Origin of the sequence: Bacillus sp. 22446 (genome assembly GCF_052044955.1) — a bacterium.
Taxonomy (GTDB): Bacteria; Bacillota; Bacilli; order Bacillales; family Bacillaceae; genus Bacillus; species Bacillus altitudinis.
This window is the reverse complement of the sequence record NZ_JBQEOD010000002.1, coordinates 418,494-437,637: the sequence shown is the minus strand read 5'-3', so window position 1 is coordinate 437,637 and position 19,144 is coordinate 418,494. Positions and strand designations below refer to the sequence as shown.

Here is a 19,144-nt window from a genome sequence, read left to right as displayed (position 1 = left end):
AATTAATTGGTGGGCAAACCGATTCACCCACCAGCTAAAATCCTGCTACATCACCCGTTTAAACATTTTTTCCATTTCGTATGTAGAATGATGAATCATAATCGGCCGGCCATGCGGACATGTAAATGGGTCTTGTGTTTGCCGGAGTTCATCTAATAAGGCTTTGATTTCATCGTGACGCAAATGACGATTTGCTTTAATTGAGCCTTTACAGCTCATCATAATCGCCGCTTCTTCTCTCAGTTTCTTGATATCCACACGCTTTTCATCAAGTACTTGCTGAATGATTTCTTCGATGAGTTCAGCCTCTTCTCCTTTAGGAAACCACTGCGGATGCGATCGAACGATATAGCTGCCTGATCCGAATGGCTCTAAGAAGACCCCTACTTTTGCTAAAATATCGATATGCTCTTCAATAATCAACATATCGTTTTTTGAGTAGTGAAAGGTTAATGGAACAAGCATTTCTTGCACTTCCTGTTCAATGTCTCCTACCTTTTCACGAAAGTACTCATACTTGATTCGCTCTTGGGCAGCGTGCTGATCGATGATGTAAAGACCGCGTTCATTTTGAGCCAAAATATACGTTCCGTGCATTTGTCCAATCGGATACATCACAGGGACACGTTCACTTTCAGCCTGATGCTGGGCTGCACTGTCTTCCAGTATCACTTCATCATGTTGTTCATGCGAAGCTGCAGATTCCTCTACATATACATGGTCAAACTTTTCTTCAGACGATGCTGGTAAAGTCGCTTCCGTACTTTCCGGTTCACGCATCCCGTATGTGTCGTTCTGACTAGTCTCGTATACAGCCGATGCGAGTGAGTCCGGCTCATAGGAAACAGGTGTTTCCATTCGGCTTTTCATTGTTTGTTTAGAATCAAAAGATAAGGACTGTTGCTCATTTTTCACTGCTGGCATTGGTGCTTTTTTTGGCACTGAAGCACTTGGAATAAGCTGCTGCTTTTGAAAGACGTCCTTAATCCCTTGTTTGATCAATTCATGAAGTTCCTGCTCTTTACTTAGTCTGACTTCAAGTTTAGAAGGATGTACGTTCACATCGACTAAAATGGGGTCCATCTTCATCTCAATAAATGTAATCGGATGGCGTCCGATCGGAAGCAGTGTATGGTATCCTTCATGAATGGCTTTTACCAGCGGGAAATGCTTGACGTATCTGCCATTGACAACAGAAGACATATAATTACGTGATGCCCTTGTCACTTCTGGTAAGGAAATATAGCCTTTTACTTCAAAATCAAGTGATTGTACATGTAGTGGCAGCATTTTTTTGGCCACTGCCGTTCCATAAATGGCCGCAAGCACATGCCGCACATCTCCGTTTCCATTTGTTTGAAGCAGCACTTTTCCTTGATGTCGCAAACGAATCGACACTTCTGGATGAGCAAGTGCAATTCGGTTCACAACATCAGAAATGTTGCCAAGCTCCGTATGAACAGTTTTCATGTATTTTAGACGGGCTGGCGTATTATAAAATAAATTGGTGACCACAATTTCGGTGCCGCGACGGCCAGAGGTTTTTTTCTCCGAAATGATTTTCCCGCCTTGGAGAGCTAAGTGTGTTCCAGCACCTTCACCGGTACTTGTCTTCATTTCTAAGTGAGAGACAGAGGCAATACTTGGCAGCGCCTCCCCCCTGAAACCGAGCGTCCTGACACGAAACAGATCATTTTCATCTTTGATTTTACTCGTCGCATGACGCTGAAAGGCGAGCTTACAATCTTCAGCATCGATTCCCACCCCATTATCAATAATTCTAATAGAAGAAAGTCCTGCTTCTTCTACATCGATTTCAATGACAGTACTACTAGCATCGATCGCATTTTCCACGAGCTCCTTCACAACAGAAGCCGGGCGTTCGACCACTTCACCAGCTGCAATTTTATTTGATAGGTCATCGGATAACTGAATAATCTTTGCCATTTCTTGCTCACCTCACCTTACATTATAATTTCTTTTGCAATTCATATAGCTTTGTCATCGCTTCAAGCGGTGTCATATCCATTAAATTAAATGACTTCAACTCTTCGATCACTGCTTGATCTTTGTTTTTCAGCACAGGTTTTGTTTGCGGTTTTTCTTCCACTTCAAAGAAAGAAAGCTGCTGTTTTTCCTCAGCCATTTCTTTTTTCGGAGCTTTAGAGACGCGCGGAATCACTTCATGTGATCCGCTCTCAAGCTCTGTTAAGATGGTCTGGGCTCGATCAATGATCGCATCAGGCAGTTCAGCAAGCTGCGCTACATGGATGCCGTAGCTTTTATCCGCTGCTCCTTCTTTGATTTGATGTAAGAAAACAACTGTCCCTTCATGTTCTTCTGCTCGTACGTGGACATTTTTCAGTTCGCTTAATTGGGATTCCAGTACCGTCAGTTCATGATAATGGGTAGAGAAAAGCGTTTTGGCTCCAATATGATCATGCACAAATTCAATGATAGCCTGTGCAAGAGCCATTCCATCATAAGTGCTTGTCCCGCGTCCAATTTCATCAAATAAAATCAAGCTGTTCTTTGTCGCATGCACCATCGCATTTTTTGCTTCGAGCATCTCTACCATAAAAGTACTTTGACCAGAAATCAAATCATCTGCCGCCCCAATACGTGTAAAGATTTGATCAAAAATCGGAAGGGTTGCCTTTGATGCTGGCACAAAACAGCCAATTTGCGCAAGAATCGAGATCAATGCCATTTGCCTCATATATGTGCTTTTCCCTGACATATTCGGACCAGTAATGAGCAAGGTTTGTCTCCCTTTGCCCATTTGGCAGTCATTCGGCACATACTCTTGATGATCCATCACTTTTTCAACAACAGGATGACGACCATCAATGACTTCCACTTCATCTGATGAAAATTCAGGGCGGACATAACGCCGCTTTTCACTCACAGTCGCAAAGCATTGCAGCGCATCAAGCTCACTCATTTGTTTTGCGAGCAACTGTAATCTAGGAATATAGGCTTTTACTTGTTCCCGAAGCGCAGAAAATAGTTCATATTCCAATTCACTAATATTTGATTCCGCCTCAAGAATAAGGGCTTCTTTTTCTTTCAATTCAGGTGTAATATACCGCTCTGCATTGGCAAGGGTTTGTTTTCTTTCATAACGGCCTTCTTCTAATAAATGCGTATTTGCACGGGTCACTTCGATATAGTAGCCAAACACTTTATTAAAGCCGACTTTCAACGATCGAATGCCTGTATATTCTCTTTCTTGCTGTTCAAGACGAGCAATCCAATCTTTCCCGTTCCGGCTCGCATCACGATATTCATCTAATTTTGCATTGTAGCCGTCTTTAATCAAATTGCCTTCTTTTAACGTCATCGGCGGATTCTCATAAAGAGCATCTTCTAATAAATCAAGTAAATCACCGCATGGGTCAATGTTATTTGCTCTAGATTTCGCCATATCCTCTGGGAGAGAATGGACAAGCTCTTTAATAGCCGGCACTTGCTTGAGAGATTCTTTCAATTGAATGAGATCACGGGCATTCACATTTCCAAATGCCACACGGCCTGCTAGACGTTCAAGATCATACACTTGCTTTAAACGTTCTCGCAGATCCTCTCGCTCAAAGAAATGTTCCATCAAAATTTGCACCATTTCCTGGCGTTCTTTGATTTGTGAAAGGCGGATGAGCGGACGATCGATCCATTGCTTCAGCAATCTTCCGCCCATTGCCGTTTTTGTTTCATCTAAGAGCCATAATAAAGAACCCTTCTTGCTTTTTGAACGGATGGTTTCTGTTAATTCAAGGTTTCGCTTTGAGTAAAGATCAATTTTCATCGTTTGTTCAAGCTGAAACACTTGAACTTGCTGAAGATGATCAAGACTCCTTTTTTGCGTTCTTCTTAAGTATGCATAGAGTGTTAAAAATGCTCTTTTCAGATGTTCGTCAAGATGAGCAACGAGTCGTTCAGCTTCATCTATTAATTCAGCGCTATCTTCGTATGAGATGGTCGTTTGGCAGCGTTCCTTCAAGGTTTTCACCGTTTCTTCATTAAGCTGCTTTGATACCACAATCTCTTTTGCACCGACAGAATAAATTTCAGACACAACTTCATCTAACCGTTCAATGAAAGCCGCCATGTTTTCACCTGTTGATAAATCGGAAAGCGCAAGACCGTAGCCATTTTGAAAGCTGGAAACAGATGCGATAAAGTTATTTTCGTTTTCATTCAGTCCTTTGCCATCCATGACCGTACCTGGTGTAATTAGTTGAACGACCTCTCTTTTGACCACACCTTTTGCCGTTTTAGGGTCTTCCACCTGCTCACAAATGGCGACTTTATAGCCTTTTTCAATCAGTTGTTCTATGTATGCAGACGCAGAATGATATGGAACACCACACATTGGAATCGTGCCGCCATCCCTGCTTGTTAACGTAATTTCTAATTCTTGTGCTGCTTCTTTTGCATCATCAAAAAACATTTCATAAAAATCGCCTAAGCGAAAAAATAAAAAGGCATCTTGGTAATCTGCCTTGATCTTTAAATATTGCTGTATCATGGGCGTATAACTTGCCATATTTCTAATCCCTCACTATATTACTTTCGAATTCATACCATCTTTCATTATAGCATAAAAATTCACCTTTTTTCCCTAGATCAAGGCACAAAAAAACTAGGGGGATATGCGCCCTAGTCATCAATTACTCTTCTGGATCACCCGCGAGGAATTCTGGATGAATATCTTCTAATTCCTCATCCACTTCTTCTTCCCATTCGTGATCATCTTTTTCTTTCCAGCTTGAATTGACTTCTACAACAATTTTGGTTTCCCCTACTACTTCAGCAATGAATTCACGCTCTGCTTGAACGACAATTTTATTGCCATTTGGAGAAATGGTGACTTCTAAGCAATTGGGCTGCTGTAAGACTTTCGCAATCACTTCGTGCTCATCATCAAGGAAGTTTTTATCTTTATATCTCAGTTTGATGATATCTACATATTTTACACGTTCTGTGACCACTTCGGTTTTCGTGTTGTCTGCGTAAGAATACCACACGTTAATATCAAATGTACCTTCAATCTCAACTGTTTTACCGACTTTTTCAGCATCGTACTTATGATTAATGATCCAACCGCCTAGGATGCTGGTTGGTTTTTGCGATGGAGAAATGGTGTGTGTGCTTTGGGTAAATTTCCTCCCTTTTGCAACCACCGCTTTTGTAATAATTTCTCTGTATTCAGACATTCCGGCATGCCTCCTTGTTCTTGATCGTTTTATCTTATGCTGGGCATTCGTCTAGTGTGTCACGATTTTGAGTCTCATGTTCAATTAAATTCATTTCTGTTTCAGTGTATGCATGGTCGCCCATAAACTTGCCTTGAAAATTGGAAAAGTTGGAGAGTGAGAGATTGGGGTTGACTGAAATGGTGTAATTTGATGTAATAAAGTTAGTAGCCCTTCTTTATATAGGGAGGGATTTTTGTGAAAGAGTTTCATATTATAATAAATATTTTTGGATTAAGCATTGAGTTTCAATTTAAATCTTCTAATCTGTAAAATCAATTCATTTTTAGTTTAAGACATTTTTATGGTATACAGGGGCTACTGCATCAACATTTTGTTGTTGGTGCAGTAGCAAAATACAAATTACATATATTCTATATAATATAAAAACCCCGCATCTGCGGGGTTTTCTCATTTAATGGAGCAACTTGGGGATGAGTTTTTCACTTTTGAACCGGTTTCTCCTAATAAGAGGTCACCGCCGGTTGAAAGTATGATTTCATCCGTTACTTGATTAGAAATTGTGTGCGCTACAAGCTGAAGCAGGGAATTAACCTCTGTTTGTGATTCTTTGAATTCTTGAATCACTGGGATCTCATCCAGTTCTTCTTGCAGGGCATCAATTTTTTCTTCCACTTGTTTTAAGGCTTCATGTTTGCCATAATGCTTTAAATTCACAGCTTGCTTTTGAAGTGCCTTAATTTGATTAATGATCGCTGCAATTTTTGTGTTTTCATTGATTTGCGCTTCTGCTTTTTTGAAGAAATCAACTTCTTCTGTTTCAGAAATCATTTTCGCGAGCTCTCTTGCGCGCTCGACAATCTCTTTCTTTGAATAAAGCGTCATTTTAATTCACCTCGATAGCTTCTCCAACCATTTCTCCGTCAAGAGACCAAGTTTTGGCTTGTGTGATTTTCACTTTGACGATGTTGCCAATCGCTTCTTTTGGTGCTTTAAAATTCACAAGCTTGCTTTTACTTGTATATCCGGCTAGGATCTCAGGGTTGTTTTTACTTTCACCCTCAACTAATACTTCGACAGTCTGCCCTTCATATTCCTTCATTTTTTTCGCAGAAATTTCATTTACGAGTGCATTCAGGCGCTGCAGACGTTCTTTTTTTACACGCATTGGCACGTTGTCTTTCATATTGGCTGCTGGTGTTCCTTCTCTTGGAGAGTAAATGAACGTATAAGCCGCATCAAACTCAACCTCACGATAGAGGGAAAGCGTCTCTTCAAACTGCTCATCTGTTTCATTTGGGAACCCAACGATAATGTCCGTTGTTAATGAAGCATTTGGCATTGCCTCTTTGATTTTGCGCACTAGGTCAAGGTAACGTTCACGATCGTATTTTCTTGCCATGAGTTTCAGCACAGAAGAACTTCCTGATTGAACCGGCAAATGAATATGGTCGAGAAGGTTACCGCCTTTGGCAAGCACTTCAATTAAGTGATCATCAAAGTCACGCGGGTGGCTTGTTGTAAAACGGATACGTGGAATATCGATTTTACGCAGCTCATCCATTAGGTGACCAAGGCCATATTCCATGTCTTCAAAATCTTTTCCATACGCATTCACGTTTTGACCAAGAAGGGTAATTTCTTTATATCCTTCTGCTGCTAAGCGTCTGACCTCTTGAATAATTTCATCCGGACGGCGGCTTCTTTCCTTCCCGCGCGTGTAAGGGACGATACAGTATGTACAGAATTTATCACAACCGTACATGATATTCACCCAGCCCTTAATTTTTCCTTGGCGGGCTCTCGGAAGATTTTCAATCACATCGCCTTCTTTAGACCAAACCTCAATGACCATTTCTTTTGAAAGGTAGCATTCAGATAATAGCTCTGGCAGGCGGTGAATGTTGTGGGTACCGAAAATCAAGTCAACAAATGGGTGTTTCTTTAAAATACGGTTAACGACAGATTCTTCTTGCGACATGCATCCGCAGACGCCTAAGATTAAATCTGGCTTTTCACGCTTTAATGCTTTTAAATGACCAAGCTCTCCAAACACTTTGTTTTCTGCATTCTCACGAATGGCACAAGTGTTTAATAAGATGACATTCGCATCTTCAGTCGAATTTGTTGGTTCATAACCAAGCGCCATAAAAATACCAGCCATCACTTCTGTGTCATGCTCATTCATTTGACAGCCATATGTGCGAATATAAAACTTGCGGCCGTTCCCTAACCCTTGAAACCGCTCGTCAATTTGAAATTGATTGTATTCGACTTCTTCTTTACCCCGTTTTTTTGCATCTTTTAAGGAAGGCGGAATGTACACAGCTTCAAAATATTGGCTGTAGTCCTTCTCGGATTTTTTGTCCGATGAACTTACTTGTCCGCTCGCTTTTCTCTGCTCTTCATTCATGAATTTGTACTCCTTTCAAACCAAGCTCCACCCTACAGTATAGACTATTTTGTCGTGAATTGAAAATAAATTCATATGTGTTTTTTCTATGAAAAATGTCTATTCATCTGGACAGTCATCAATACTCTTGATCAAAAGAAAAGAGAGCCTCAGCTCTCTCAATCAAGTATATTCAGTTTTTTTGCTTCTTCTTCGATGATTGTCAGTGCACGGTCAAGCTCTTCTTTTGTGTGCTCAGCTGTGATGATGGCTCTAATTCTCGCTTTTCCTTTCGCTACAGTTGGAAAAGCAATGCCTTGAGCGAAAACGCCGCGCTCGATTAATGCTTTTGAAAACCGGAAAGTGAGTGCCTCGTCTCCAATCATCATTGGAATAATAGGCGTTTCTGTTGGTGCCACCTCAAATCCAAGACCGATGACTTTTTCTTTAAAATAGGCAGCGTTCTCCCAAAGAGTTTCAATGCGCTCCGGTTCGTCTAACAGCACTTCAATGGCTTCTTCACAGGCTCTTGTGACAGCCGGCGGATGTGAGGTGCTGAATAAAAACGGTCTTGCTTTATGCTTTAAATAGTCGATTAAAACGGCAGAACCAGCGACGTAACCGCCTAGCACACCAACTGCCTTACTAAGTGTGCCAACCTGAATATGCACTCTGCCGTCAAGTTGAAAATGATTCACTGTTCCGCGCCCATTTTCACCAAGTACTCCAGACGCATGGGCATCGTCTACCATCACAAAGGCATCATATGCTTCTGCAAGTCTTACAATCTCAGGAAGGGGTGCAATATCTCCATCCATTGAGAACACACCATCTGTCACGATAAGACGGACGCGGTAATTCATCGATTTCTTTAAAATTTTCTCAAGCTCTTCCATATTAGAATGAGCATATACTTTTTTATCTGCCTTTGTTAAGCGAATCCCATCGATGATTGAGGCATGGTTCAGCTCATCTGAAATGACAATATCATCTTTTGTGAGAATACTGGATAAGACTCCTTGGTTGGTCGTAAAGCCTGATTGGAATACAAGGGCTGCCTCTGTCTTTTTAAAAGCAGCGAGCTTTTTTTCAAGCCGTTCATGCATTGTCATCGTTCCAGCAATGGTTCGTACAGATCCTGTTCCAGCACCGAATTCATCAATCGCCTCTTTTGCCGCTTTCATCAGCCTTGGATGTGAGGTGAGACCTAAGTAGTTATTTGAAGAGAGTTGTATGACGGATTGTTCATTTAATGTCACCGTGGAAGATTGTTTGGAATCGATTTCTTTCAGTGTTTGATGTGTGCCTTGCTGCTTCATTGTGTCCAATTCATCTTTTAAATACGTAAATTCTTTCATCATTTCGTCCCCCTTTGATATGATGGCATGATCAGTACGACCTTCCCGCACGTACCATTTCTCATGAGTTCAAATCCCTTTTCATAATCTTCAAATGGCAGCGTATGGGTGACAACCGGCTGTACATCAATGGTATTCGTTTTTAAAAGTTCGGATACTTGACGCCACGTCTCAAACATTTTTCTCCCCGTGATCCCTTGCACGGTTAGTCCCCTAAAAACAATTTGATTCGTAATGTCAATGGTTACCGGCCGCTCTGGCAAACTTAGTATATTCACTTTCCCTCCATTTGCACAAGCTTCGAGTGCTTGATTAATCGCAACGGGATGTCCTGACATCTCACACATCACGTCTGCCCCTTCCATCCGCGTGAGCTGCTTAATCATGGCAACAGGATCATCTTTTCCGATATCCACGATATAATCTGCACCCATTTTACGGGCAAGATCCAGTCTGTATTCATTTTTATCAACAGCGAACACTTGGACAGCCCCGGAGGCTTTTGCAACCGCAATCGCCATTAAACCAATGGGACCGCAGCCAAAAATCGCCACTGACTTTCCGGAAACAGGTGTATGCAGAACTGTATGAACAGCATTTCCAAGCGGTTCTTGAATAGATGCAAGTTCCACTGGCATTTGAGCTGGATTATGCCACACATTTTGTTCTGGTACTTTGACATATTCAGCAAAACAGCCATCAATGTCTACCCCTAAAATTTTCGTTTCGCTGCACAAATGCTGCTGACCCGTTAAACACATATAACACTGATTACAGACAATATGCGTCTCAGCCGATACAAAATCCCCTACTTTTGCTCGTGAGACTTGGTTCCCCGTTTTGACAACTTCCCCTGTGAATTCATGACCAAAAATGTACGGTGCTTTGACTCTCCCCTTCGCCCAATCATCCCAATTATAAATATGCACATCCGTTCCGCATATCGAAGTAGCCTTTACTTGGATGAGCACTTCATGATCACTTATTTCTGGAATCGGCATTTCCATCATCGTCGCTCCGTAAGCGCTTTCTTTTTTAACAATCGCTTTCATCGTTCCACACATGACGTACAACCCCTTTGTTAAAAAACTTCTCCCAATCCGATCTTATCATGTCTTATTTTAGACGTAAATACCACTGTCTTTCAGGAGAAGACAAATGAACACTCCACATATTTTTTTAGATATTTTTCTAAAAAAAAAGCAAATCTCCTTTTATTCGGAGATTTGCTTTTAAGTTGTCAGCGTTTTTTTGAAACGGCTACATATAAAGCCGGCACAATCAGTAGTGTCAGAATCGTTGAGAAAAAGACACCTGATACGATGCAGATCGCTAGCGGCTTAAAGAGTGGGTCATTACTTAAAGCAACGGGCATAAGAGCGACAAGTGCTGTAAATGCTGTCAGCAAAATAGGTCTAATCCTTGCCCTCCCCGCTTCAATCACAGCTGTTCGTTGATCGAGACCTTGCTTGCGCCTCTGTTCAATAAATTCAAACAAAACGACCGCATTTCGGACAACAATACCTGCCAATGAGACAATCCCCATTGTGGCCATAAAGCTAAACGGCGTTTGAGTGACAAATAGTCCAATAATGGCTCCGGATATCGCTAAGTAAACCGTTCCAAGAACTAAAAGCGGAAGCATGAGTGAATTGAACTGGAAAGCGATGGTCACATAAATGAGCAGCAGGACTACCCCAAATAAGAGACTAATTTCAATAAAGAATTGGGTTTGATCTTCATTTTCTCCGCCCTGAGAAATGGTCAAATTCTTCGCTGCATCGCTTTCCCCAACTTCATTTACAACTTCTGTCATATCGTCTTTAAACGTATCTGATGTACCAGGATATGCCTTTAACGTGATCGTCGGCATCCCGTTTTCATGCGGAATGCTTTCATACTGCTCTGTTTCTTTTTCCTTTACATATCGGCTAAGCGGCTCAAGTTGAGGCATTCCCCCCTCATTTGTACTCACAGGCACCTTGATGTCTTTTAGCTTCAGTCCGTTTTGATGTGTGCTCATGTCTTGTTTCACTACGAGGTCGATGTCATCTGTTCCTTGTTTAAAGGTGCCTAATGGAATTCCTTCTGTGACTAGGCCAAGCTGTCTGCTGACAAACTGAGCAGTGAGCCCATCCTCTGCCATTCGGTCACGATTCAATTCAAATGAGATGGTTTTCACCGGTTGATTGACATCGTCTGTGATCAGGCTCGCTCCACTTTCTTTCATTTCTTTTGTGAGCTTCTCTTTCACATCCACGAGCTTTGAAAATTGTTCTCCTGCAATGGTTACGGTCACAGGCGCACCAGTTGGCGGACCTTGAACAATGGTTTTCATAAAGATATCAGGATCTTTAAATTTCTTTCGCAATGGCTCTGTCATACGATCGATCAATGCTTTACTTGTCATCTGCTCATTATCTACTCTGACAACAACCTGACCCGTATGATCACTTGCGTTTGAGATACTTTCATTAAACAAGTTCGGCACACCGCCGCCTGCAAAAATGGCCGTCTCTTCAATGCCTTTTTGCTGTTTGATCTCTTGTTCTATTTTCTCTAATGTGTCATTCGTTTTATCTAAGGTTGTTTCACTTGGAAGTGTCACAGTGACAACAACTTCTTTCTTATTCGCCGCAGGGAAAAACTCAAATGGTGTGGCGAAAATAAGCAAAAAGGCAAGTGTGGCTACGAGCAAACCACTTAATCCAATGAGAAGTGGCCGCTTCACGATGTTTGTCAGTACTCGATCTGCATAAAAATCGGCTAACCTTTTTAATGGTTTGCCTAAAAAGCCCGGTTCTTTTTGAATCTTCTTGTTCTTTCTTTTTCGGTTTGCTGTATATTGATACACTGGCACAAGTGTCAATGAAATGACCATTGACGCAAGTACAGTTGTGACTAGAACAGACGGTAACGCTCGAATAAATGAACCGTTCGCACCAGAAAGGAAAACAAGCGGCAAGAAGGCAAAGACAACAGCCAGTGTTGACGTTAAAATAGATCCAGCCACTTCTTTTACACCTGCAATTGTTCCTTTAAGCGGACTTTCGTATTTTTTCATCTGCCTCAAAATATTATCGTTGACGACAATGGCGTCATCTACAAGTATCCCTAGCGCAATGATAAAGCCAATAATTGAAATTTGATTAAGGTCCACTTGTAAAAACGGCAGCGGGATGGTTCCGATCGTTATGGATAGCGGAATCGCAAGTGAAACGATAAACGCACCACCAATGGTTAGACCAAGTGTGGTGACGATAATGACGGCGATGATGGCCACGATCGCTTCTTTGATTAAATCGTTAAAAATGGAATCCACTTCACTTTTTTGTGAATAGTAGTCTATCCAATCCACACCATTTGGCAGCTCTTTCTCTTTTTCAATGACCGCACTGACTTTGTCATACATTTTAGGAATATCCAGTCCCGGCTTGATATTGACTGTAAATGAATAGGCTGGCTTTCCGTTATATGAAACGATATCACTTTTCTCTTTTTCTACTTCTTTTAAACGACCAAGCTCACCGATTGTAACAGGCTTGCGGCTCGTTTTTGAGAAAATCTCAATCTTTTTGATTTGATCTAAACGATCATAGGCATCAATGGACAGCTTGACCTTTTCTCCAGCTGCCTGGACGTCACCTAGAGGGGATGTGTCAAATTCTTGATTGATGGCATTTGTGACATCGGTCACGTTTAACCCGTTATCCTCCAGTTTACTTGAATCCAAGTTCAATATTGCTTGTTTGTCATTGAATCCTTTGATGACAACTCCATCAACACCTTTGATGTCCTCCACTTTTTCTTTTAACGCACGCAGCGATTTCTGACTTTTTGCTAAATCAGATGAGTTACTTGCTACAATCATATAAGAACCAACTGGCACATTGCCAAACTCATCCTTTACATCTGGCTCCATCACACCATCTGGAAAAGAAGAGGCGGCATTTGAGGTTTCACTCTTGATTTGACTTGCCACCTTTTGAAAATCGGCTTGATCATCAATTTCAAGCACAATATTTGAGAAACCAATAGCAGAAACAGAGCTTGTCTTCTCTACACCATTGATATCAGAAATGGCCGACTCGAGCTTATTGGTGACATCACTTTCTACCTGTTTTGCATCAGCACCAGGGAAAACAGTCGAAATGGTTACAATATTTGCTTGAAACTCTGGCAGTTCTCGTTTAGGAAGCTGTGTAAACAAATAACCTCCAGCAATGAGAACGATAAAAAATAAAATAAAAACAAGCTTTCCCCTTTTTAAAAAAGCTTCGATCATTATTTCACCTACTTAAATATTTATTTTTGATGAAGTATTTTCAACTTAATCTTAATTTATCATCATGGTGAAAAAATGCAAGCTCTAATATGTCATTTTCTATCTATTTTGTGAAAGAAATATGTTATATGAGAAATGTATAGCGGTAAACAAAAACAACCTGCTTACATGATGTAAGCAGGTTGAAAATAATAAAATTAGAATTATCGTGGTTCAACAATCAGTTTGATTGCTGTTCTTTCTTCTCCATCGATAAGAATGTCAGTAAAGGCTGGAATGCATATCAAATCCACTCCGCTAGGCGCAACAAATCCCCTTGCAATGGCGACAGCCTTGACCGCCTGATTCAGTGCTCCAGCGCCGATAGCCTGTATTTCCGCTGCACCGCGTTCACGTAAAACGCCGGCTAATGCTCCTGCTACTGAATTTGGATTTGACTTTGCTGAAACTTTTAAAATTTCCATTTTTGCTCCCCCTTAAATTTACAATGGATAAGTGAGTGTTCATTAGAACAATCTTTGTTAGATGTTGCTATTTTTTTGAAAATCCATCCCCAAAATGTTTTTCAAAAATAGCAGGCTACCTACCATTTTTACTATATTCACGATAGAGGGCGCATATTCCTTCTTTCTGATTAATATTTTTCTGAAATAAATATGTGAATATTTATTCAAAGAAAATATGGTCATCATTTATCAAAATTCGATCAATTTTGACAGCTTTTTTCGACGATTCGTCAATTTCTACGATCACTGCACTTAATGTCGTGCGGCCTTCTGCAATTTCAAAACGGACAGGGAGGCTCGTTTTAAATCGTTTAATAATCGTTTCCCGATCAACACCTAAAATACCGTCATAAGGACCAGTCATGCCAACATCCGAAATATAAGCAGTTCCTTTTGGCAAGACGCGGTTATCTGCTGTTTGAACATGTGTATGTGTTCCAACGACACATGATGCACGGCCATCTGTATACCAACCCATTGCTTGCTTTTCACTTGTGGCTTCACCATGAAAATCAATAAAAATAAACGGTGTACGTTTTGAAGCTTCTGCTATGAGCTCATCTACTTTTTGAAATGGGCAGTCAATCGGAGGTAAAAATGTGCGGCCTTGCAAGTTGATGACAGCTAGTTCTTTACCTTGTTTTTTAATAAAAGTAAGCCCTTTCCCTGGTGTACCTTGCGGGAAGTTTGCCGGACGAACAATATGGGGTGCATCATCGATGAAATCGAAAATGTCTCTTTTATCCCATGTGTGGTTCCCCATCGTGAGCACATCAGCCCCAGCTTGAAGCAGCTCGTGATAGATTTTTTCAGTAAGACCTTTCCCATGAGCCGCATTTTCTCCATTGACAATCGTAAAGTGTGGCTGATATTTTTTCTTTAGCTTTGGCAAGTATTCTTTCAGTGTATCTCTGCCAGGTGAACCAACGATATCTCCAACAAATAATATTTTCATACGTTTTGAACCCTTTCTCTTATAAAATGATCTTCTTATCAGTGTTGCATATTTACACAAAAAAATAAAGCGGCGCTAAGCGCACCGCTCTATTTTGCATACTCTACTGCGCGAGTTTCTCGAATAACTGTCACTTTAATGTGACCAGGGTAATCGAGCTCGTCCTCAATCCGCTTACGAATATCCCTTGCTAGACGGTGAGCTTCAAGATCATTAATTGAATCTGGCTTCACCATAATACGCACTTCACGTCCAGCTTGTATCGCAAACGATTTTTCAACACCTTCATAAGATTCAGAGATGTCTTCTAATTTCTCAAGTCTCCGAATGTAATTTTCAAGCGTCTCACTTCTTGCACCAGGGCGTGCTGCAGATAATGCATCGGCTGCCGCAACAAGAACAGCGATAATAGATGTCGGTTCTTGGTCACCATGGTGAGATGCAATACTGTTGATGACAACAGGATGCTCTTTATATTTCGTCGCAAGCTCAACGCCAATTTCCACGTGGCTTCCTTCTACTTCATGATCAATGGCTTTTCCAATGTCATGCAGAAGACCTGCTCGTTTTGCAAGCTTTGCATCTTCTCCAAGCTCTGAAGCCATGAGACCTGCAAGATGTGCAACCTCAATTGAATGCTTCAGGACATTTTGTCCATAACTAGTACGGAATTTTAAGCGACCGAGAATTTTGATGAGATCCGGATGCAAACCGTGAACTCCGACTTCAAATGTCGTTTGCTCACCCATCTCGCGGATATAATCATCGACTTCACGGCGTGATTTTTCCACCATTTCTTCAATTCGTGCAGGATGAATACGTCCATCCTGGACTAGCTTGTCCAGAGCTATCCTCGCTGTTTCACGTCTTATCGGATCAAAGCCCGATAAGATGACAGCTTCAGGTGTATCATCAATGATCAGGTCAATACCTGTTAACGTTTCTAACGTACGGATATTTCGTCCTTCACGTCCGATAATACGACCTTTCATCTCATCATTTGGAAGATTGACTACAGATACTGTTGTTTCAGCTACATGATCAGCTGCACAACGCTGTAACGCAAGTGAAAGAATGTTTTTCGCTTTTTTATCAGCCTCTTCTTTCGCCCGGTTTTCAGATTCTTTCGTCATGACTGCAATGTCGTGGGAAAGCTCATTTTCAACTTGATCCAGAATGATTTGTTTCGCTTCATCTCGAGTTAGACTAGAAATACGCTCCAACTCAGCTTTCTGCAAACGAATCATATCATCCACTTTGCTTTCCATCTCTTCAATATGTTGTTGTCGTTCATTCAGAGAATGATCTCTCTTCTCCAACAGGGACTCCCGTTTATCTAAAGATTCGTCCTTGCGATCAAGGTTTTCCTCTTTTTGAAGTAAACGGTTTTCTTGTCTTTGAAGCTCATTACGTCTTTCACGAACTTCTTGCTCCGCCTCTACACGAAACGAATGAATTTCATCTTTCGCTTCTAAGAGCGCTTCTTTCTTCAATGCTTCCGCATCACGCTTTGCATCCTCAACAATTTGTTCGGCCATGTTTCTTGCGCCGGATATTTTTGCTTCTGCAATGGTTTTACGAACAAAGTAGCCAACAACTAAACAGATTAGGCTCAGCAAAATGGAGATGATCGTAAACATCGTAGGCGACATATTTTCACCTCCTCTTGCTATGAACTTGGTTTTACAAATAAAGTGTCGGCATGTACATTGTTTTGTGTCTCAACATACAGGGCCTTCACAGGGAATGAGATCCTCACTGCCCTTGTCAAGTTTAAATTAGTTATCAATCATGTTAAGAAAAACAAGTGATACATTCCCATTGTAATTGTGTCGGAAATACTTGTCAAGCTAGTCAGACTAAGGCGTAAGTCGTTATTTCAAGCAAAGACAGAACTTTTGACCCGCTAGCTGTTATGTAATTGTAAAAAAAAGACGCTTTTCAGCGTCTTTTTAGTCATTCAATTCCAATTCTTCTTGTCCTTCTTCGTCAGTTGATTTCACTCCGTTTGTATCCAAACCGTAGTGCTCCCTGATCTGCTCTTGAATCATAAGAAGAATGTCTTTATTCTCTTTTAGGAATTGCTTCGCATTTTCACGTCCTTGTCCAAGACGTTCCTCTTGATAAGAATACCAAGCCCCGCTCTTTTGTACGATATCTAGTTCGCTTCCAAGGTCGATGATTTCTCCCTCTTTCGAGATCCCTTCACCGTACATAATGTCTACTTCGGCAATACGGAATGGCGGTGCCACTTTGTTTTTCACAACTTTAATTCTCGTTTTGTTCCCCATAATGTCGTTCCCTTGTTTCAACTGTTCAGCACGGCGTACTTCTAAACGAACAGATGAATAGAACTTAAGTGCACGTCCACCAGGCGTTGTTTCAGGATTACCAAACATAACCCCTACTTTTTCACGAATTTGGTTAATAAAGATCGCAATTGTTTTTGATTTGTTGATAGCACCAGATAGTTTACGAAGTGCTTGAGACATCAAACGTGCTTGAAGACCAACGTGTGAATCTCCCATGTCTCCTTCGATCTCTGCTTTTGGTACAAGAGCAGCTACTGAGTCAATGACAACAATATCAACTGCACCACTACGAACAAGTGCTTCTGCAATTTCAAGTGCTTGTTCTCCTGTATCCGGCTGAGAAAGTAACAACTCATCAATGTTGACACCTAATTTTTGAGCATAAACTGGATCTAGCGCATGCTCCGCATCGATAAATGCAGCTTGTCCCCCCTGCTGCTGAACCTCAGCAATCGCATGAAGTGCTACTGTCGTTTTACCAGAACTCTCTGGACCATATACTTCAATAATACGACCGCGAGGGTACCCACCTATTCCAAGCGCAGTATCAAGTGCTAACGAACCACTAGGTACTGTTGAAATACGTGTATCTGTTTGCTCTCCTAGTTTCATAATAGAGCCTTTACCAAACTGTTTTTCTATTTGTTTAAGAGCCATATCTAAGGCTGCTTGACGATCACTCATTCTATTGTTTCCTCCTTTATCAATTCCACTATCTATACTATACCTTGTTTTACGTCATTTGCCAAGAAAAAAACGAACACATATTCGATTTTTTCTTGGCAGATTATTTAAGAAAAGAGCTGTTTCTATTAGAAAAAACGCTCTTTTATAAAGGAGTAAACCTCATAAAAAACAAAATTAACTTTCTTTTAATAATTTGAGAAGGTGGTGCAAACCATATTTCACAGCACGCTTGCGAATGCCTGATCGACTGCCAGTAAACATCCATTCAAACACGTCTGTCTGATCTTTTGTCGATAGCCCGATAAATACTTTTCCAACCGGCTGTCCTTCGTGTGGTTCAGGACCTGCCACACCTGTAAAGCTAATACCGATATCGCTTCCCGTCAGTTTTCTAACGCCTTCTGCGAGCTCTAACGCACACTCTTTGCTAACAGCACCATGAGAAGACAATGTTTCTTCACGGCAGCCCAGCACTTGCTGCTTGACTTGATTTGTGTAACAAACCACACTGCCGTTTAAAATGGATGATGCCCCTTCGAGATCTGTCAGCCACTCTGAAAACATACCACCAGTCAGGCTTTCAGCCGCTGCTACTGTTTTCCCGTGTTCATGCAAGGCCTTTGAAGCTTCAAAGGCCAGAGATGTATCACCATATCCGTAGAAGTACTCGCCGACCCGTTCTAAAATTTGTGCTTCTGTTTCTTTTAACAGACGCTCTGTTTCTTTTTCATCCTCATGCTTGGCTGTCAGCCTTAGCGTCACTTCCCCGTCAGCTGCAAGCGGTGCAATCGTTGGATTGGTCTGTGCATCAATTAAATCTTCAAGATCTGTTTCCAGTTGAGATTCACCGATGCCAAAGAAACGCAAGACAACAGACACGATTTTTTCCTTTAGGCCGAGTTTTTCAGAAATAAGCGGCTTCGCTTCGTTTTCAAACATCGGGTGCAATTCACTTGGCGGTCCAGGGAGCAGAATGTAAAACGTATCTCCCTCTTGTATAAACATACCAGGTGCCATTCCGAAACGGTTTACGAGCACATCAGATCCCTCTAGAACGAGCGCCTGTTTACGGTTGTTCGGCGACATATCACGTCCGGTTTTACGGAAGTACTCTTGAATAGACTCAAATGCTTCTTCATTTAGCACAAGCTCTTTACCGAGCGTATTTGCAATGGTTTCTTTTGTTAAATCATCTTTCGTTGGTCCAAGACCCCCTGAGAAGATAATAAAATTCGATCTTTCCTGAGCCACTTGAATGGCCCTTTTTAAACGCTCTGGATTGTCACCAACTGCTGTGTGGTAATAAACATTCACACCAATTTCAGCTAGTTGTTTGCTGATGAATTGTGCATTCGTATTCGTAATTTGCCCTAGCAAAAGTTCGGAACCGACTGCAATAATTTCTGCTTTTCTCTCTGACTTCAAAGCGTACA

At 41.3% G+C, this 19,144-nt stretch carries 13 protein-coding genes; all 13 read right to left on the bottom strand.

Features of this window, described 5'->3' with window-relative positions; all coding sequences use genetic code 11:
• Window positions 1-45: 45 nt before the first annotated feature.
• The 13 genes from mutL to ACTJJD_RS06355 all read right to left on the bottom strand — a co-directional run bounded on the left by mutL (window position 46) and on the right by ACTJJD_RS06355 (window position 19,136).
• Window positions 46-1,947 carry a DNA mismatch repair endonuclease MutL gene (gene mutL, locus ACTJJD_RS06415; protein WP_440608200.1) on the bottom strand — a complete coding sequence of 634 codons (1,902 nt, stop codon included), beginning with the start codon at window positions 1,945-1,947 and terminating at the stop codon, window positions 46-48.
• 22 nt (window positions 1,948-1,969) lie between these two features.
• A complete protein-coding gene (gene mutS / locus ACTJJD_RS06410; RefSeq protein WP_440608199.1) occupies window positions 1,970-4,546 on the bottom strand; it encodes a DNA mismatch repair protein MutS in 2,577 nt (858 codons plus the stop codon).
• 124 nt (window positions 4,547-4,670) lie between these two features.
• Entirely contained in the window at window positions 4,671-5,216 is a 546-nt protein-coding gene (gene cotE, locus ACTJJD_RS06405) for an outer spore coat protein CotE (protein ID WP_007499466.1), read from the bottom strand.
• A 450-nt stretch (window positions 5,217-5,666) separates the two neighbouring features.
• Window positions 5,667-6,101 (bottom strand): RicAFT regulatory complex protein RicA family protein, encoded by a 435-nt coding sequence (locus ACTJJD_RS06400; RefSeq protein WP_008344661.1) that lies wholly within the window; start codon window positions 6,099-6,101, stop codon window positions 5,667-5,669.
• Between the two features lies 1 nt (window position 6,102).
• Complete coding sequence (gene miaB, locus ACTJJD_RS06395; protein WP_007499471.1) at window positions 6,103-7,629, bottom strand: tRNA (N6-isopentenyl adenosine(37)-C2)-methylthiotransferase MiaB; 1,527 nt, start codon at window positions 7,627-7,629, stop codon at window positions 6,103-6,105.
• Between the two features lie 158 nt (window positions 7,630-7,787).
• Complete coding sequence (locus ACTJJD_RS06390; protein ID WP_440608198.1) at window positions 7,788-8,969, bottom strand: glycine C-acetyltransferase; 1,182 nt, start codon at window positions 8,967-8,969, stop codon at window positions 7,788-7,790.
• A complete protein-coding gene (gene tdh, locus ACTJJD_RS06385; RefSeq protein WP_440608197.1) occupies window positions 8,966-10,030 on the bottom strand; it encodes an L-threonine 3-dehydrogenase in 1,065 nt (354 codons plus the stop codon). Before tdh ends, ACTJJD_RS06390 begins: the two co-directional genes overlap by 4 nt.
• Window positions 10,031-10,206: 176 nt before the next feature.
• On the bottom strand, window positions 10,207-13,251 hold the full coding sequence (locus ACTJJD_RS06380) for an efflux RND transporter permease subunit (RefSeq protein ID WP_440608196.1): 3,045 nt from the start codon (window positions 13,249-13,251) through the stop codon (window positions 10,207-10,209).
• Window positions 13,252-13,454: 203 nt separating this feature from the next.
• On the bottom strand, window positions 13,455-13,715 hold the full coding sequence (spoVS, locus tag ACTJJD_RS06375; RefSeq protein ID WP_003211281.1) for a stage V sporulation protein SpoVS: 261 nt from the start codon (window positions 13,713-13,715) through the stop codon (window positions 13,455-13,457).
• 202 nt (window positions 13,716-13,917) lie between these two features.
• Window positions 13,918-14,712, bottom strand: coding sequence for a TIGR00282 family metallophosphoesterase (locus ACTJJD_RS06370; protein WP_008344680.1), 795 nt, complete (start codon window positions 14,710-14,712; stop codon window positions 13,918-13,920).
• 89 nt (window positions 14,713-14,801) lie between these two features.
• The gene (gene rny / locus ACTJJD_RS06365; RefSeq protein WP_003211958.1) at window positions 14,802-16,364 is read right to left on the bottom strand and encodes a ribonuclease Y; all 1,563 of its coding nucleotides are present in this window, start codon (window positions 16,362-16,364) and stop codon (window positions 14,802-14,804) included.
• A 300-nt stretch (window positions 16,365-16,664) separates the two neighbouring features.
• Window positions 16,665-17,708, bottom strand: coding sequence for a recombinase RecA (gene recA / locus ACTJJD_RS06360; protein WP_007499478.1), 1,044 nt, complete (start codon window positions 17,706-17,708; stop codon window positions 16,665-16,667).
• Between the two features lie 177 nt (window positions 17,709-17,885).
• Entirely contained in the window at window positions 17,886-19,136 is a 1,251-nt protein-coding gene (locus tag ACTJJD_RS06355; RefSeq protein WP_116306871.1) for a competence/damage-inducible protein A, read from the bottom strand.
• Window positions 19,137-19,144: the final 8 nt, after the last annotated feature.

What these genes read in the sequence shown, in the direction of transcription:
- cotE (WP_007499466.1), bottom strand. Translation starts at nt 5,216, where the DNA reads ATGTCTGAATACAGAGAAATTATTACAAAAGCGGTGGTTGCAAAAGGG.
- tdh (WP_440608197.1), bottom strand. Translation starts at nt 10,030, where the DNA reads ATGTGTGGAACGATGAAAGCGATTGTTAAAAAAGAAAGCGCTTACGGA.
- ACTJJD_RS06370 (WP_008344680.1), bottom strand. Translation starts at nt 14,712, where the DNA reads ATGAAAATATTATTTGTTGGAGATATCGTTGGTTCACCTGGCAGAGAT.
- miaB (WP_007499471.1), bottom strand. Translation starts at nt 7,629, where the DNA reads ATGAATGAAGAGCAGAGAAAAGCGAGCGGACAAGTAAGTTCATCGGAC.
- ACTJJD_RS06380 (WP_440608196.1), bottom strand. Translation starts at nt 13,251, where the DNA reads ATGATCGAAGCTTTTTTAAAAAGGGGAAAGCTTGTTTTTATTTTATTT.
- ACTJJD_RS06400 (WP_008344661.1), bottom strand. Translation starts at nt 6,101, where the DNA reads ATGACGCTTTATTCAAAGAAAGAGATTGTCGAGCGCGCAAGAGAGCTC.
- rny (WP_003211958.1), bottom strand. Translation starts at nt 16,364, where the DNA reads ATGTCGCCTACGATGTTTACGATCATCTCCATTTTGCTGAGCCTAATC.
- mutS (WP_440608199.1), bottom strand. Translation starts at nt 4,546, where the DNA reads ATGGCAAGTTATACGCCCATGATACAGCAATATTTAAAGATCAAGGCA.
- mutL (WP_440608200.1), bottom strand. Translation starts at nt 1,947, where the DNA reads ATGGCAAAGATTATTCAGTTATCCGATGACCTATCAAATAAAATTGCA.
- recA (WP_007499478.1), bottom strand. Translation starts at nt 17,708, where the DNA reads ATGAGTGATCGTCAAGCAGCCTTAGATATGGCTCTTAAACAAATAGAA.
- spoVS (WP_003211281.1), bottom strand. Translation starts at nt 13,715, where the DNA reads ATGGAAATTTTAAAAGTTTCAGCAAAGTCAAATCCAAATTCAGTAGCA.
- ACTJJD_RS06390 (WP_440608198.1), bottom strand. Translation starts at nt 8,969, where the DNA reads ATGATGAAAGAATTTACGTATTTAAAAGATGAATTGGACACAATGAAG.